Raw genomic sequence first — 16,429 nt, forward strand, 5'->3', positions numbered from 1 at the left:
AATGCAAAGGTGGGGGCAGTATAGCGATAAATTTCTAGCGCTAAGCTCAAGAGAAAAATGGCTGGTTTTACTGTGTGGTTTCGTCGGTCTATTTATGCTCCTATTCAGTGTATTGGTTGAGCCTGCATACAATGATTTACAAGCCAAGCGAGCAAAGAGTATGAATTTGACTCAGTCAAATCAAAGGCTTGAAGGTGAACTTTTGGTGCTGCAAGCTAAGCTCAATAAAAATCCAGACAAAGAGATTGATATTGAGTTCAAATCACTGATGGCTCAGAGCCAAGCGCTTTCAATGGATCTGGCTCAAATGGTCGATGGCTTGATTTCACCATCGCAGATGACAGAGCTGTTAGAGAGTGTTTTGAGTTCTGGTAAAGGGTTGAAACTTGCGTCGTTGGAGTCACTAAAACCGGAGCCAATTTCAAATGAAAAAGGTACCAGTGAGTACTCGGGTTACTACGTGCATCCCGTTCGTATGGAACTGACAGGCTCGTACTTTGATATCTCGGCTTATCTACAGGCATTAGAGTCTCTTTCTGTTCGTTATTACTGGCGAACCTTCCAATATAAGGTAGAAGAGTACCCGCAAGCTCGTTTGGTATTTGAGGTTTACACATTAGGGACAAGACAGGAGTTTATCGGTGGTTAGAGTTCTTTTCGTGTCTCTGCTGTTTTGCAGCTCATCGGTTTTCGCCGCGCAAGATCCAACCGCACCACTAGGGTGGTTGGTTCCCAAAGAACAGAAAGCAGCACCCGTTAAAAAGGCCCCAACTCGTTATCGGCTACCTTCATTACAGAGCATAGTGTGCAAAGGGGAAAGCCCGTGCTATGCCATTTTGAATGGTCAGGTTGTCTCGCAAGGCGAGATGGTTCGTGGGTATAAAGTAAAAAAAATAGATTCAGAATATGTCACTCTTCAGAGAAGTACTCAGCAGTGGAAGTTAGAGCTGTTCTCTTTGGATATTAAGAATAATTAAGGTTTGAGTGAAGACATGCGTCAACTTGTAGTAGCAATTCTAGTTTCATCTTTAGTCGGTTGTTCTATGGGCCACCGTGACCCAGTAGAGATCAAAGCGTCTTTAAATGAATCCATTAATGAAGCCAATAGCCGCGCACTGAGTGAGCTTCCTTCATCGGTTCAAGACGATCTTATGCCGCAATTTGACGATGATCCAATGTCGCCAAATATGGAGACGGTTAAGCGTTTTCGTATTCAAGCCAATCGCGTTGATGCTCGAGCTTTTTTTGCAAGCTTAGTCAAAGGGACGGAGTTTAGTGCCGCAATTCACCCAAGTGTTACGGGCAACATTACCGTTAATTTGACCGACGTTACTCTGGATGAAGTGCTGTCTGTCGTACAAGATCTTTACGGCTACGATATCGAGAAGCGCGGTAAGGTTATCCAAATCTTCCCTGCTGGCTTGCGCACCGTGACTATCCCTGTTGACTACTTGCAGCTCAAGCGAGCAGGTCGTTCATTGACGACGATTACAACAGGGACGATCACGAACTCAGACTCGAATTCATCTAGCTCAAGCTCTAACTCAAACAACGCTTCTACATCTTCAAACTCTTCGTCTTCGACAGGGGGCACTGAGATTGAAACCACGTCTGAGAGTGACTTCTGGCCTCAGTTGGAAGCGGCGGTGAAGCATTTAATTGGTAGTGGCAATGGACAAAGCGTTGTTGTGACACCTCAAGCCAGTGTGATTACTGTGCGCGCGTACCCTGATGAGATTCGTGAGGTTCGTCAGTTTTTAGGTGTTTCTCAAGAGCGCTTACAGCGTCAAGTTATCTTGGAAGCTAAGATCTTGGAGGTCACTCTAAGCGATGGCTACCAGCAAGGTATTAACTGGACCAAGATGTTCTCATCCAATGGTACTAACTACACAATAGGCACGGGTAACATTGTTAAAGATACAGCGGGTGTCATCACTCCTGGGACGCTACCTGGACTTGATCCGGTTGGTGCGCTGCTCGGTGGTCAATCGAATATTGTTGTCTCTGGCGGTAGCTTTGAAGCGGTATTGAGCTTTATGGGTACTCAAGGCGATCTGAATGTACTATCTAGTCCACGAGTAACGGCATCAAACAATCAAAAAGCGGTGATCAAAGTCGGTACCGATCAATACTACGTGACGGACTTATCGAGCTCTGTAGGCAGTGGCGACAACGCTAATGTTGCACCAGAAGTTGAACTAACCCCATTTTTCTCTGGTATTTCTCTCGATGTTACGCCTCAGATTGACGACACAGGCAACGTGTTCCTTCATGTCCATCCTGCAGTTATTGATGTGAGCGAGGAGACCAAGTCTCTAAACCTCGGTTCAACAACAGGCATCGTCGAATTGCCGTTAGCAAGAAGCTCAATCCGTGAGTCAGATTCGGTGATTCGTGCACGAAACGGTGATGTTGTTGTGATCGGCGGATTGATGAAATCTAACTCCAGTGATATGACTTCTAAGGTGCCATTTTTGGGTGACATCCCTGTACTTGGTCATTTGTTCCGAAACACCAGTCAGTTGACGCAAAAAACTGAGCTAGTGATCTTACTAAAACCGACAGTTGTTGGTGTGAATACTTGGCAGAGTGAGCTTGAGCGTTCACGTGAACTGCTGCAGCAATGGTTCCCTGATGAAGAGTAATCCGCAGTTTTACGTAATGGCGGCGTCACAGAGGTGAGTAGTGATGTATCAAGCTCACTTTGGTTTTGAACAACCGCCATTCTCTTTGACGCCAAATACGGATCTTTTTTATGGCTTAGCACCGCATTTTGAAGCGATTCAGACGGTGCTTGCGGCACTCGATATGGGTGAAGGTCTCATTAAGATCACCGGTGAAGTTGGGACAGGTAAAACAATGGTTTGCCGTATGTTGATAAATCATTTGGGTGACAACACGGCATTAATTTATTTGCCTAATCCCGTATTGTCAGGAGATGACTTGCGATACGCTGTCGCTAAAGAGTTGGGGCTCGACGTTCAAAACCAAGCCATGCTGGTGGATGAGATCCAACACAAGCTGATCGAACTAAATCGCTCCGGAAAAAGAGTCGTGGCGATTTTGGACGAAGCTCAGGCTTTGTCGGATGAAGCGCTAGAAACCTTGCGTCTGTTTGGTAATTTAGAGACGGAATCGACCAAACTGCTGCAGATCGTACTGTTAGGCCAGCCGGAATTAGAGACTCGCCTAAATGCACATCATCTAAGACAATTGCGTCAACGCATCTCTTTTAGTTCTTGTTTGCGAACACTGAATCTTGATGAGACTGTTGCCTATATCGACAACCGAATCAGCAAATCTGGTGGTGCATCAACCCTATTTAGTTTGAACCATAAGAGAGCGATTTGGCGTTCAAGTAGAGGTGTTCCTAGGCTAATTAATCAACTGTGTCATAAAGCACTGTTAATGGCTTTTAGCGAGCATAAGCAGGCCGTCGAAAATCAGCACCTGTTTTCAGCGATGCATGAAACCTACGATGTATTAAAACCTAAGTTTAAGAAGCCAATTTTGTGGGGTTGGAGTGAATCATGAGTACCATAAATAACGCCTTATCAGAATTGGCTAAGAAAGAATCCAGAGTAGCGATTGAAGCTGCTGAAGTACCAAAGATAAAAACACGCTCTCCATTGCTGTGGGTAACGGCTGGCTTCTCATTGAGCCTGGCTATGGGCGGATGGGCTGTGTCTCAAGGGCCAAGTGTGGAGTCCGGTACGGTTGAGCGAAGCCGCGCAGTGAATGATGAGGTCACTGCAACTAACGTTGTTTCATCTCCTGTATTAGCAGAGTCACCGACGAAAAAAGTCGTGTCTGCAGAATCACAACCTGCGCCTGAAAAAGCGTTAGCTAAAACGGCTGCAAATGGTAAACCTACGACGGCAACAAATACTTCGGTTGACGCGGCATTAGAGCCGGTAAAAGCGAGTCGAGCGAACGTCAGTGTCAAAAAAACTACCGATACACCGACGGTGACAACATCAAAACCAGTGTTATTGGCAAGCACGCAAACAACGAATGCTCAGCCGAAAAAATCACTAGCTCAAGCGAAACCGTTAACAGCCGAGAGTGCAGCCACTGCACAAGAGAACGCAAGCGGGATCGTTGTTGAGCAAGTTGATCTGACTCCGGAGCAATTGGCTGCAAATGCCGTTGGCCGAGGTAAGAAGGCACTTGATGCCAATAATCTAGAGGGTGCACTGCAAGGGTTTACAGAAGCGCTGCGCTATACACCTCGCGATGAAGAAGTCAGACAGAAACTTGCGATACTCTATTTTGGTAAGGGTGAAACACGCAGAGCCTACGAGCTTTTGCAAGCGGGTATACGCTTGAACAACGACAGTGAAGCCTTGCGATTAGGACTATCAAAACTGTTAGTCAAAGCAGATCAAGCAGAGGCGGCACTTAGCCCGCTGTTGTATTTACCAAGTAACGTATCCAAAGAGTACCTTGCGATGCGCGCTGCGCTAAGCCAAAAAGCTCAGCGAGAAACGATCGCGCTAGAGAGTTATCAAAAATTGACGGAGATAGAGCAAGACAACGCACGCTGGTGGTTAGGTTTAGCTATTCAGCAAGAGCGTCAATTGATGTTTGAAGATGCAAAGCAGTCTTACCAAAATGCGTTGGTTCGTGTCGGTATCTCATCACAATCTCAAAGTTTTATTCGCGATAGGCTAAAAGTTATCTCAGACCTAGAGGGCACCAAGAATGCAGATTAGATTAAGAAAAAGACTCGGTGACCTATTAGTTGAAGAGGGTATTATTACTGAGGCGCAAGTTGACCAAGCACTTGCCGCTCAAAAGAGCTCAGGCAGAAAGCTAGGTGATACGCTCATTGAGCTCGGATTCTTGTCTGAGCAACAGATGCTGAGCTTCTTGTCGCAACAGCTTGATATTCCTCTTATTGATTTAAGCCGTGCTGCGGTTGATGTTGAAGCGGTACAACTGCTTCCTGAAGTGCATGCGCGACGTCTTCGTGCGTTGGTTATCGGCAGACAAGGTGACACATTACGCGTTGCGATGAGTGATCCTGCGGATCTGTTTGCTCAAGAAGCTCTGCTTGGTCAATTAGGTGATTACGCGCTTGAGTTCGTGGTTGCCCCTGAACGCCAGTTGGTTGATGGCTTTGACCGTTATTATCGTCGTACCAAAGAGATCGCCTCATTTGCTGAGCAGCTGCATGCTGAGCATCAAGTGAATGGAGCTTTTGATTTTGATATCGCAGAAGAAGATAGCGACGAAGTTACCGTTGTTAAGCTTATCAACTCACTGTTTGAAGATGCGATTCAAGTTGGCGCTTCCGATATTCACATTGAGCCAGATGCCAATGTATTGCGCTTACGTCAGCGTATTGATGGTGTGCTGCACGAGACACTGCTTAACGAAGTGAATATCGCGTCTGCACTGGTTTTACGTTTAAAATTGATGGCAAACTTGGACATTTCTGAGAAACGTCTACCACAAGATGGTCGCTTTAACATTCGCGCCAAAGGGCAATCGGTGGACATTCGTATGTCGACCATGCCAGTGCAGCACGGCGAGTCGGTGGTGATGCGTCTACTTAACCAATCGGCGGGCCTACGTAAGTTAGAGTCTTCAGGTATTCCAGCCGATCTCTTGATTCGTCTGCGCAAACAGCTGCGTCGACCACACGGTATGATCTTGGTAACGGGTCCAACAGGTTCAGGTAAAACCACCACGCTTTACGGTGCGCTGAGTGAGCTCAATGAGCCAGGTAAGAAGATCATCACCGCTGAAGATCCGGTGGAATATCGTCTACCACGTATCAACCAAGTACAGGTTAACCCGAAAATTGACCTCGATTTCTCAACCATTCTGAGAACCTTCCTGCGTCAAGACCCGGACATCATCTTAATCGGTGAGATGCGTGACCATGAAACGGTCGAGATTGGTCTGCGAGCTGCATTAACCGGTCACTTGGTATTAAGCACCCTTCACACGAACGATGCTGTTGATAGCGCTCTGCGTATGATGGATATGGGGGCTCCAGGTTACTTGGTGGCTAGTGCCGTGCGTGCGGTAGTGGCTCAGCGATTGGTTCGTAAGGTGTGCAGCGACTGCAAGGTAGAAGATGAGCTAGATGATGCACGTAAACAGTGGCTCAGTGAGCGATTCCCCAATCAGGTTTCTGCGTCATTCGTAAAAGGTCGCGGTTGTCAGAACTGTAACCTCACCGGTTATCGTGGCCGAATTGGTGTTTTTGAAATGTTGGAGCTTGAGCAAAATATGATGGATGCCCTTCGCGCTAATGATGCGGTCGGTTTTGCTCAAACAGCAAGACGCTCTGAAAATTATAAACCACTGCTCGCATCGGCGATGGAACTGGCGTTGCAAGGGGTAGTCAGCCTAGATGAAATTATGCACCTTGGTGAAGGTGACGCTTCAGGCTCGGCAGAACCAATCTTGTTGTAGAGGTGTAGAGTATGCCTACTTATCGTTATGTTGGTCGCGGCTCCGACGGTCGTCAGGTTTCCGGACAATTAGAGGCGAATAGCGAAGAGCTCGCTGCTGAGAGTTTGATGGGGAAGGGGATCATCCCAACTTCGATTAAACCGGGCAAAAGTGGCGAATCTGTGCTGGAGATGGACGTCTCTAGCCTATTCTCACCTAACGTTCCGCTCGAAGTTTTGGTGCTTTTCTGTCGTCAGTTATACAGTTTGACTAAAGCTGGTGTTCCTTTGCTACGCTCTATGAAGGGCCTCACGCAGAACTGTGAGAACAAGCAACTCAAAGCTGCACTTGAGGAAGTGAGTAATGAGCTCACCAATGGTCGTGGTCTTTCAGCATCGATGCAGATGCACCCTAAAGTGTTTAGTCCGTTGTTCGTCTCTATGATCGGAGTCGGCGAGAACACGGGTCGACTGGATCAGGCTCTGCTTCAACTCGCTGGTTACTATGAGCAAGAGGTCGAGACTCGCAAACGCATAAAAACAGCAATGCGTTACCCAACGTTCGTGATCAGCTTTATCTTGGTCGCGATGTTTGTGTTGAATATCAAAGTGATCCCTCAGTTCACCACCATGTTTGCGCGCTTTGGTGTTGACCTGCCGCTGCCCACGCGAATCTTGATTGGTATGTCGGACTTTTTCGTCAACTACTGGATGTTGATGGTTGGCGTGATTGTTGGTTTGATTTTCGCGTTCAAGGCTTGGGTGAAAACCGATAAAGGTTTGGAGACGTGGGATAGATTCCGCCTCAAGATGCCAGTGATTGGTGGGGTTGTTAACCGAGCTCTATTGTCGCGCTTTTCACGAACTTTTGCTTTGATGCTTAAAGCGGGCGTGCCATTGAATCAATCTTTGGCGCTATCAGCAGAAGCTCTGGATAACCGATTCCTAGAGTTGCGTGTCCAAGAGATGAAATCAGCGATTGAAGCGGGCAGTACGGTCTCTTCAACCGCGATTAATAGCGAGATTTTCACACCACTGGTGATACAAATGATCTCGGTGGGTGAAGAGACAGGTCGTATTGATGAACTGCTTCTCGAAGTGTCGGACTTTTATGACCGAGAAGTGGATTACGATTTGAAAACCCTGACAGCGCGTATCGAACCGATTTTGTTGGTAATCGTCGCTGGCATGGTGTTGATACTGGCTTTGGGTATTTTCTTGCCGATGTGGGGCATGCTCGATGCAATTAAAGGGTAGTGCATGATAAATAACCTACGACGCTCACGTTTTGTCATATGGAGTGTGGTTATTCTGTCTATTATCACGGGATTGTTATCGGCTTGGCGTTCGGTAGAAACGGAGGCGACGCACACGGTTTTGGTCGTTGTGAGTAAGCGTATTTTAGACCGTGCCAATCTCTATAAGCAACAGTATCTTCTGAATGGCCATCAGGAGCGTAACAGCTTAGGAGAGCCACTCCGATATAGCAGAACGGGTTGGCTACTACCTATTGATCAGAGCGATGTAAGCTGTGATTATTGGTTAGAGCAGTTATATCCTGATAGACGAGTTTTAGGTTTGAAAAGCCCTAAAATTGAGAATTTGAGCGATCAATTTGAGTACCATTGTCGCTACAAATATACAGAAAAATACCAAATAGAGATTTTACTCAAAGGTGAACGTTTTCGTGTGATGGCCAATATTTTGGCTTAGTGAAAATGTTGACGGTTTTCTATGGTTTTATAGGCGTGCATATGTATAATGCGCATAAGCAATGAGATGAGAAGGTAGAAAATGCTTAAAAATCAAAAGGGTTTCTCCCTTGTTGAATTAGTGATTGTGATTGTTGTGGTTGGTTTGTTGGCTGTGGCAGCACTACCTAAATTTCTAGATGTGACTGACGAAGCGAAAAAGTCGAGTATTGAAGGTGTCGCTGGTGGCTTTGCGACGGCAGTGTTGTCGGCTCGCGCTCAGTGGGAAGCTGAAGCTCGCCCAACAGCAAAAATTGGGAATGAAACATACAATACTGTAAACTATGATGGTGTTGATTTTTGGTTGACGAGATCGAAGAACAGTAGCAACGTCGATACTGATTTTCGTGACGGCTACCCTTGGGCACTCAATGAGAATTCCACCTCATTTCCACAGAGTCTAACCAACGAAATTTGTTCAGAGCTGATGGACAATCTTCTGCAAAACCCGCCAAAAGTAGGGGATGTAGATAATGTAGCTAGCGACAGCAACTACAAGTACTCAGCGGAAGCGAATACAAATGATGCGACCTGTACTTACGTTCAACTTGAAGGTAATACTGGGCATCAGTTTGTTTATGAAATCAAAACTGGTCGTGTGACCGTAACGTTGCAGTAACCCTGCATTATAAACATAGAGAGAGTCAAACTATGAAAAAACAAGGCGGTTTCACCCTAATCGAATTAGTGGTAGTAATTGTTATCCTAGGTATTCTTGCTGTAACGGCAGCACCACGTTTCCTAAACCTGCAAGATGATGCGAAGCGTGCATCAGTAGAAGGCTTACGAGGTGCGATTGCAGGTGCATCAGGAATCGTATACGGCAAAGCTGCAATTGAAGGTGTTGAAAAAAGCACAAGTAAAGCTATCAATATTAATGGTACAGATGTTGACATTGTTTTCGGTTATCCTGCTGCAACATCTACAGCGTTACAAGCCGTAGTATCTGGATTATCAACCGACTGGAAGTTAGTAAACTCTCCTGTTAGCGGCGGAGTTGGATATGGTTTCTCAAATTCAAACCAAGAGTGTTATGTAGAGTATTTAGCAGCAGCTGCTAGCAATGCTGAGCCAACAATCCAGTTAACTAACTGCGATTAATATAGCTGTTGTATATGTAGAGGCCAGCACCTGCTGGCCTTTTTTCTATCTACCACACATTACTGTTAAAACCATAGGTAGAGATATCATTTTACCTATCAATATCTTGTATAGTTGAAGTCACACCGTAGTGAGAGGTTTGTGATGAAGAGAAGTCTCCCAAGTTATGGCTTTACCTTAGTCGAGCTGATAACGGTTGTTATTTTACTGGCAATTCTATCTACCTATGCTTCCAGTCGTTACTTTGGTGCAAGTTCTTTTAACAGCGACTTGATCAAAAGTGAGCTGATTTCTTCTCTTCGTTTAACCCAGTTACGAGCAATGCATCGGAATGGGCTTTGCAACCGGTGGGGTATCGTTCAAAACCAAGCTGGTCAAGTATCTGAAGATGAAGATGAAGATGAAGATGAAGATGCGAAATGCTTATCTACTCTAAATCAATCCGACAGCAGTTTTGTTAATATTGCGAATTATGATGCAACTATCTTTTTGACATCAGCTGATGGCTCCCAGTTTATCGACTTTGATAGCATGGGCCGCCCAAGGCAATGTGATACCAGCATCGGCCAATGTACATTGACCGCTCAACCTAAATCTGGTTTGTCATTCTCGGTTTGTATTAATACGCAAGGGGGAATTCATGATTGCTAAATTCAAAGGCTTCACTCTAATTGAAATGGTTATCGTGATTACTATTCTTGCCATCGCTATCACTGGTGTGACTGCCTCCTTGTTTCCTCTGGGCAAGCAAAGTGCCGATCAGGCAGCTGCAGTGAAAGCAGCTGAGCTAGGGCGTGCCGTTATGGATGAAATATTAGGTCGTAATTTTGATCATAAATCAGGTCCTAATGGTGGTTTACCTAACTGTATCCCAAAGTTAGTAGATGATGCAGAATCGTGCACTTTACCGGAAGATTTAGGTCCTGATGATGGTGAAGATTTTTCTGATAAGTCAGCTTTTAATGATGTTGATGATTTTAATGGATTGACTGGGTTAGTTACCGATGTCCTTGATGAGGATCTTCAAGGAATAAATGCTGGCTATACGGATTACAGAATCAACATTGAAGTTTTTTACGAAGTAGATGATTCTGGAATAATGTTAGGGCAGGCCTCCGCAACTGCTACGCATTATAAGCGTATAAATATCGTAATTACTGACCGTCAAGGTCAAGATTATCCAATTTCAGCGATTAGAGGTAACTTTTGATTAAGATTCGAGGCTTTACTCTAATAGAGATGGTGGTGTCTATTATTTTATTAGGCATCGTTGGATTATTTTCTGGGGAAGTTATTCGTCAGTCTCTTGTACTTTATTCTGATGTTGAAGCTCGAAGTTTATTAATTCAACAAGGTCGTTTTGCTACTGAGAGATTGCGACGTGAGCTTCGTGAAGCTGTACCAAATAGTGTCGTAACCAACTTAAGTGGAAGTTGTGTTGAATTCTTTCCAATTGTGAATAGCGGCATCTATACTAATTTACCAACTACTTCTCCAAGTAATATTTTGAGAGCTCTACCTTTTATCGATGCCGGTGATAAAGGTGACCGTATAACGGTATACCCTACTTCTAATTTCCAACTTAGAGATAATATTGCTCTCAATGACAACCAAGTCGCGATATTAGAGAATGACATCGATTTCTCACCTTCTATATCTTCCACAATGATCGATATTGAATTTACTTCGTCAACGACGTTTGGCAATAACTCTCCCGCGAATCGATTTTATATTTATTCTCAACCTGTTGCATTTTGTATCGTGGGAGATGAACTGCTGCGATATGAAGCTTATGATATGAACAGAACCTTAGAGCCCGGAGATACTACATTAGGCTCAGGTGTTGCGTTAGTTGATAGCCTAATAGATGCAAATTTTGTAGCACAAGAAGCTCAGCTGCAAAGAAATGGCTTAGTTAAAATAGAGTTGATGCTTGCAAACAATGGTGAGGTTATAAGGTTTGATGATGATGCGCTTGTCTACAACACGCCGTAAACAGCAAGGTAGCGGACTGATATTGGTTATATTTATGCTTGTTGTAGTTATAGGATTGGTCGGATTTGTTGCCAATCGAAATCAAGAGCGAGATAGCGCTCAACTTCTTGCTTCAGTCATTGGAGCAAGGGCTGAAATGGCAGCAAGATCTGGTGCCCAAATTGAAATTAGTCGATTTTATCAAACAGATAACACAGGAAGTTGCCATTTAGGTGCCCCTCAAACAATCAACTATAATGGTGATGGCCTGGATCAATGTTCTGTAACCGTAATGTGTAATGGGATCGGCGTAATGGATACTGGTGCTGTAGTTCGCCAGTTAGTTTCGACCGGGCAATGTACCGTTGGGCAATGGACATTACAAAGAGTAATTCGGGTAGGGCTTCGTGATGATTAGGTTGGTATTATTGTTTTGTCTAGTTTTCAATGTTTCGACAGCATTTAGCCAAGACTATTATGTAGGTTCCGCAATACGGAAGCTACCTCCATGCTCTGTTCCATACACGTTTCCAGCTCATAAAGTATACAAGTGCAGTGGTGTCGTAGAGCTCTCTGCAGGCGATAACCTCTACCCATCAACAACATCAACCTTAGTCGCAACTGGTGGCTTTGTCTTACGTGGCAGCAACAATATACAAGGACAATCGAACAAGAAACTCGGTCTTGAAGGTGACATTTACTCCTATTATGAAACAAATCTAGACCATGTAATTCTATCTGGAGATGTTCGTTCACAAAACTACATAGATATCGATAACAGTGATATCAACGGAACACTCACTACTGATTATGGTTATGTCAGTGTCAATGGTTCGACGGGAAGCATCGGGGATGTCTTTTCTCACAATGGTGTCTGGATGGATGGCGCCAATGTAGATGGAAATGTAACAACAAGAAACGACATTGTCTCGTTAACTAATGTATCAGGAGGAGTTGGCGACATATATTCTCAAAATGGTGTTCGGGCAGAGAACTCAACGATTGAAGGGGATGTTACAACAACATACCAAACAGTCACACTAATAGATGTAGACGGTGGAGTTGGTGATATTTATGCTCAAAATGGTGTTCGGGTTGAGAACTCAAATGTTGAAGGCGATGTGACGACACAGTACGGTACTATTACCATTGAGGACTCAAGCGGAGGCTTTGGTGATTTAAGTGCTCAAGGAAAGATTGAAGTTATTGATACCACGATTAACGGTAATTTAGTTAATACATGGAATGGTATTACGTTAAGTGGAACGACGCATATTACCGGAGATGTCACCTCTTTTGGGGATAGTAATAATGGTGTCGTGTACTTCAATGATGAGGCATCTGTCGATGGCATATGTTTATATATAACGGTACCTGAGGATGCTTGCGGTAGTGGAAGTCCTCCTGAACCTGCTGCACTTTACCATTTTGATGAATCAAGCTGGAGTGGTATTACTAATGAAGTGATTGATAGTTCCGGAAACGGATTACACGGCGTTGCAAAAAACGGTGCAACGACTGCACCTGCATCAAATAACTCAGCTTTACCTAGCATCGATTCCCTAGGTACTTGCGGTTACGGTGTTTTTGACAATCAACAAAATCAATATGTTGAAGTTGCAGACCATGATCTTTTAGATATGAATGGTTCCTTCACCATATCAGCTTGGGTCCGTCCTGGGAGTTACCCGAGCTCTGGCCTGCATACTATTTTATCTAAAGACACCAATTATGAGTTTCATATTAACTCGCAAGGAAAAGTGTTTTGGTGGTGGGAAGATGAAGATGGTCAAAAATCAATAACGAGTAAAAACTCACTACCTTTGAATCATTGGAGTTTTATCACTGTTCGCTATAACCAAAACACTGAAGTGGCAAGACTATTTATTGATGCTAGCAGTGAAGGAAAACTTGAAGATGTTGAAGATATAGTAACGAATAACGATCCGCTTCAGATTGGCCAAGACCAAAACTACTCGGGTAGGGCGTTTGATGGCTTCATTGATGAGATTCAACTTTTTGAAAAAGCACTTTCCAAGAGCGAAATCGAAGATTTGATGGCTCAAAGGCATCAGTGTTCCGACACACCTGTTCTTCAATGTTTTACCGATGATTTCAATAGTGGCAACCTTTCTAATCTATGGGTTACTTCACGAAGTAAAGGCTCTTTTACACCAGATATTGTGAGTAATCGACTGCGGTTTACAGAAGCGGGTCGTAATCAATCTACCGCTTCTAGTTATCAGCGCCTGTTCCCTGCTGCAAACAACTTAGTCGAGATCGAGTTTGATCACTTTGCTTATGGTGGGAATGGTGCAGACGGTATTGCGATAGTCCTATCTGATGCGACTGTAACACCTAAACCTGGAGCCTTTGGTGGTCCACTGGGCTATGGCTTTAAATCTGGAGAGCCGGGGTTTGCTGGTGGCTGGTTAGGTATCGGTATTGATGAGTATGGTAATTATTCTAATGAGGGAGGCACAGGCGATAAACCTGGAAGGCGTCGGCAAAGTGTGGCTTTAAGAGGTTCAGGTACGAATGAAACAGGCTATGAGTACCTAGCCGGTGCGTGTAATGACGGTAAGACGAATACAAGTGGTAGTTGTTTAGATCCTGAAGTGGACAACAACAATAGTGGGGACACCCATCGTTATAAAATCGTTGTCGATTCACGCAATAGTGGGGAATCCAATGTTGAGATATTTCGGAAACTGGGTAGTGGTAGCTGGAGCACTATTGTAGAACCTATCAATGTACTTGATAACCAATACAGCCAATCTGATATCCCACAAGATTTCTTGCTCTCGATTACAGGTTCAACGGGTGGTTCAACAAACATCCATGAAATTGATAACTTCCAAGTTTGTGCGTTAGACTCACGCCCTATCGAAGATCAAATTGATCACTTTAGACTGACGCACTCTGGACAAGAACTCACTTGTAATGCGGAAAGTGTATTGGTTGAAGCTTGCTTAGATGCAACATGTAGTTCGAGATATACTGGTTCGGTGACCGCTCACCTTACTCCAGCGACTCTAGATGACGGCGGATGGATTGGTGGAAATGTCGTTACCTTCAGCGGCGGAAGCGCGAGCTTTGACATACGAAAAAAACAAATAGGTAGCGTCACTTTAGGGGTGACGGGCTCTTCGCCAACCACCAAGCCGTTTTCTGAAACTTTGTGTAGTAAGGCAGGCTCAGGATTTAGCGCTAATAATTGTGAATTAGAATTCACCAGCAGCGGTTTTGATCTTGTAGTTAATGATAAAATTGCCAATTTGCCTACCACTGCAACGCTTAAAGCTGGTGGGAATTGTGGTCCGGGCTTTGCCAATGAAAGTAAAAGCATCGCTTTTTGGAGTACCTACGAGTCACCAATGGCGAGTGATATAGTTGGCTCTCCCAAAATTGAAATTGCAGGTACGGAAATAGGTAATACGGAATCTACATCGGCTCCTATTAACGTACAGTTCAATTCTAACGGTGAAGCTCAACTGCAATTGGATTACCCAGATGCGGGTAAACTTCAATTAAATGTCAAATATACTGGCCAGTCTGGTGAGGATGATGAGGGCCTTGTTGTTAAAGGCGATGGACAGTTTGTTAGTTTCCCGCAGCGGCTTATCGTAACTGCCAAAAATAGTGCCAATCAATCGGGGGCCTGTGCGAGTGCTAACTTGAGTTGCTCAACTTTTGCTAAAGCGGGAGAGCGATTTAATATCGAGGTAACAGCAGTCAGCGGATCTGACGCAAGTCTAAATCGAAGTGAAATCACAACACCAAACTACAGTGATAGTATTGGATTTGAGCATCTACTTGTCGCTCCTAATGGGAGAGAGGTAGGAGAGCTTGCTTTATTTGATAACAGTGATGAACCTATCACGACTCCAGAAAGTGTCTTGCTTTCTCCGGGAGAGACGAAAGTTACTTCTGCAACTATCTCCGAAGTGGGCGTGTTTTCAATCAAGGTTACGCCTCCAGAAACTTACCTAGGCAGCAACTTTCATACTATAGCGCCTGCGACAAGCGCCAATATTGGACGTTTTTACCCTGCATATTTCACGGTTTCTGACTCAAGCATATCACCCAATTTGGATGCGTTTTGCTCGAACGATGATAATCCTGTCTCGAAGTTTAGTTATATCGGTCAAAGCTTTACCTATGTTCAATCGCCTGAACTCTATTTAGAGCCTAGATCAGTGCAAGGAGATGAAACTAAGAATTACTATCATAAAAACTGGTGGAATTACTCGACGCCATGGGCCGGCCGCAACTACATAGATTCTAATAGCCGGAACATAGTATTTGAAGGTGACGGAGGCACGATGTCAGAGTTTGCATCTGGCCGTATCTATTTAAGTGATGCTGAGTTGATCCGTTATGAGAAAACTGAGCCCGCTATATCACCGTTTGTTGCCGATTTTAGTTTGCACCTTGCGGCAAGTGATTTAATCGATTCAGATAATGTGTGTGTTAAGACTTCGGATAGTAATTCTTTCAGTGATTGCCTCTCGTATTCGTTTTCAGATATTGATGAGGAGATGGAATTGCGATGGGGGCGGTTACTTATTCATGATACTTATGGCCCAGAAGTTTCGCCTATTCGACAGCGTGTTGAAGTTCAACATTTTGAAAATGGACGCTTTACGACTAACTTACTTGATTCGTGTACAGACTTAGTTTCTATCAATCGCTTTGATTTGACCTCAGATGATTACACCGTAGTGACATCGGGGATACCAAACCCTCCAGAGGTGAAGGCAAGCTTACTGAGTGCTCAAGTTGTAAATGGTGAATCATGGATTGAGTTTTCTGCTCCGGGCGCTGGTGAAGCTGGTTCGATTGATACTGAAATTGACTTAAATGCCCATGCTACTCCTTGGCTTATTGAGGATTTAAATGGTGCAGGTACTGTTTCGGGGGGAGCGCAGTTTGGTATCTACCGCGGTAATGATCGTGTAATTTGGTGGAATGAACAAAACTAATTGAACAGCGAGTGCCTATATTCGTTAACGATCGCGTGATCTACCGAGGGGAGAGTGGCCTTACAGGTCAGCGATAATATAATTTTCGCGCGCTAAGTTAGGAATCTGTAAGAAAATGCGGGTTTCAGCCCATGTTTATACGTCAATGCCTTGCCGTTACAGCAAGGCATTGGTACATTTAGTGCAATTTTTGTCTTCTAATTCTTGCAGG

At 44.4% G+C, this 16,429-nt stretch carries 15 protein-coding genes; all 15 read left to right on the forward strand.

Annotated features, from left to right (window positions below; translation table 11 throughout):
• The first annotated feature begins 1 nt into the window (after position 1).
• Positions 2 to 649, forward strand: coding sequence for a type 4a pilus biogenesis protein PilO (gene pilO, locus vsple_RS01675; RefSeq protein WP_261882498.1), 648 nt, complete (start codon positions 2 to 4; stop codon positions 647 to 649).
• On the forward strand, positions 642 to 977 hold the full coding sequence (locus tag vsple_RS01680; RefSeq protein ID WP_261882499.1) for an MSHA biogenesis protein MshK: 336 nt from the start codon (positions 642 to 644) through the stop codon (positions 975 to 977). Before pilO ends, vsple_RS01680 begins: the two co-directional genes overlap by 8 nt.
• A 15-nt stretch (positions 978 to 992) precedes the next feature.
• The gene (gene mshL / locus vsple_RS01685; protein ID WP_261882500.1) at positions 993 to 2,645 is read left to right on the forward strand and encodes a pilus (MSHA type) biogenesis protein MshL; all 1,653 of its coding nucleotides are present in this window, start codon (positions 993 to 995) and stop codon (positions 2,643 to 2,645) included.
• A 43-nt stretch (positions 2,646 to 2,688) separates the two neighbouring features.
• Positions 2,689 to 3,534, forward strand: coding sequence for an ExeA family protein (locus vsple_RS01690; RefSeq protein ID WP_261882501.1), 846 nt, complete (start codon positions 2,689 to 2,691; stop codon positions 3,532 to 3,534).
• On the forward strand, positions 3,531 to 4,715 hold the full coding sequence (locus vsple_RS01695; protein WP_261882502.1) for a tetratricopeptide repeat protein: 1,185 nt from the start codon (positions 3,531 to 3,533) through the stop codon (positions 4,713 to 4,715). The genes vsple_RS01690 and vsple_RS01695 overlap by 4 nt, the downstream gene beginning before the upstream one ends.
• Complete coding sequence (locus tag vsple_RS01700; RefSeq protein WP_255231560.1) at positions 4,705 to 6,429, forward strand: MSHA fimbrial ATPase MshE; 1,725 nt, start codon at positions 4,705 to 4,707, stop codon at positions 6,427 to 6,429. The genes vsple_RS01695 and vsple_RS01700 overlap by 11 nt, the downstream gene beginning before the upstream one ends.
• Positions 6,430 to 6,440: 11 nt before the next feature.
• On the forward strand, positions 6,441 to 7,664 hold the full coding sequence (locus vsple_RS01705; protein WP_255231559.1) for a type II secretion system F family protein: 1,224 nt from the start codon (positions 6,441 to 6,443) through the stop codon (positions 7,662 to 7,664).
• A gap of 3 nt (positions 7,665 to 7,667) precedes the next feature.
• Complete coding sequence (locus tag vsple_RS01710) at positions 7,668 to 8,120, forward strand: MSHA biogenesis protein MshF (protein ID WP_261882503.1); 453 nt, start codon at positions 7,668 to 7,670, stop codon at positions 8,118 to 8,120.
• Between the two features lie 81 nt (positions 8,121 to 8,201).
• On the forward strand, positions 8,202 to 8,777 hold the full coding sequence (locus vsple_RS01715) for a prepilin-type N-terminal cleavage/methylation domain-containing protein (RefSeq protein ID WP_255231557.1): 576 nt from the start codon (positions 8,202 to 8,204) through the stop codon (positions 8,775 to 8,777).
• A gap of 32 nt (positions 8,778 to 8,809) precedes the next feature.
• Positions 8,810 to 9,259 (forward strand): type II secretion system protein, encoded by a 450-nt coding sequence (locus vsple_RS21940; protein WP_276540051.1) that lies wholly within the window; start codon positions 8,810 to 8,812, stop codon positions 9,257 to 9,259.
• A gap of 144 nt (positions 9,260 to 9,403) precedes the next feature.
• Positions 9,404 to 9,910 (forward strand): pilus assembly FimT family protein, encoded by a 507-nt coding sequence (locus tag vsple_RS01725; RefSeq protein WP_261882504.1) that lies wholly within the window; start codon positions 9,404 to 9,406, stop codon positions 9,908 to 9,910.
• Positions 9,900 to 10,469 (forward strand): prepilin-type N-terminal cleavage/methylation domain-containing protein, encoded by a 570-nt coding sequence (locus vsple_RS01730; protein WP_261882505.1) that lies wholly within the window; start codon positions 9,900 to 9,902, stop codon positions 10,467 to 10,469. Before vsple_RS01725 ends, vsple_RS01730 begins: the two co-directional genes overlap by 11 nt.
• A gap of 29 nt (positions 10,470 to 10,498) precedes the next feature.
• Positions 10,499 to 11,254 carry a PilW family protein gene (locus vsple_RS01735; RefSeq protein WP_261883104.1) on the forward strand — a complete coding sequence of 252 codons (756 nt, stop codon included), beginning with the start codon at positions 10,499 to 10,501 and terminating at the stop codon, positions 11,252 to 11,254.
• Complete coding sequence (locus vsple_RS01740) at positions 11,226 to 11,651, forward strand: MSHA biogenesis protein MshP (protein ID WP_261883105.1); 426 nt, start codon at positions 11,226 to 11,228, stop codon at positions 11,649 to 11,651. Before vsple_RS01735 ends, vsple_RS01740 begins: the two co-directional genes overlap by 29 nt.
• On the forward strand, positions 11,644 to 16,218 hold the full coding sequence (locus tag vsple_RS01745) for a DUF6701 domain-containing protein (RefSeq protein ID WP_261882506.1): 4,575 nt from the start codon (positions 11,644 to 11,646) through the stop codon (positions 16,216 to 16,218). The genes vsple_RS01740 and vsple_RS01745 overlap by 8 nt, the downstream gene beginning before the upstream one ends.
• The last annotated feature ends 211 nt before the right edge of the window (positions 16,219 to 16,429 follow it).

The sequence above is a fragment of the Vibrio pelagius genome (assembly GCF_024347575.1).
Taxonomy (GTDB): domain Bacteria; phylum Pseudomonadota; class Gammaproteobacteria; order Enterobacterales; family Vibrionaceae; genus Vibrio; species Vibrio pelagius.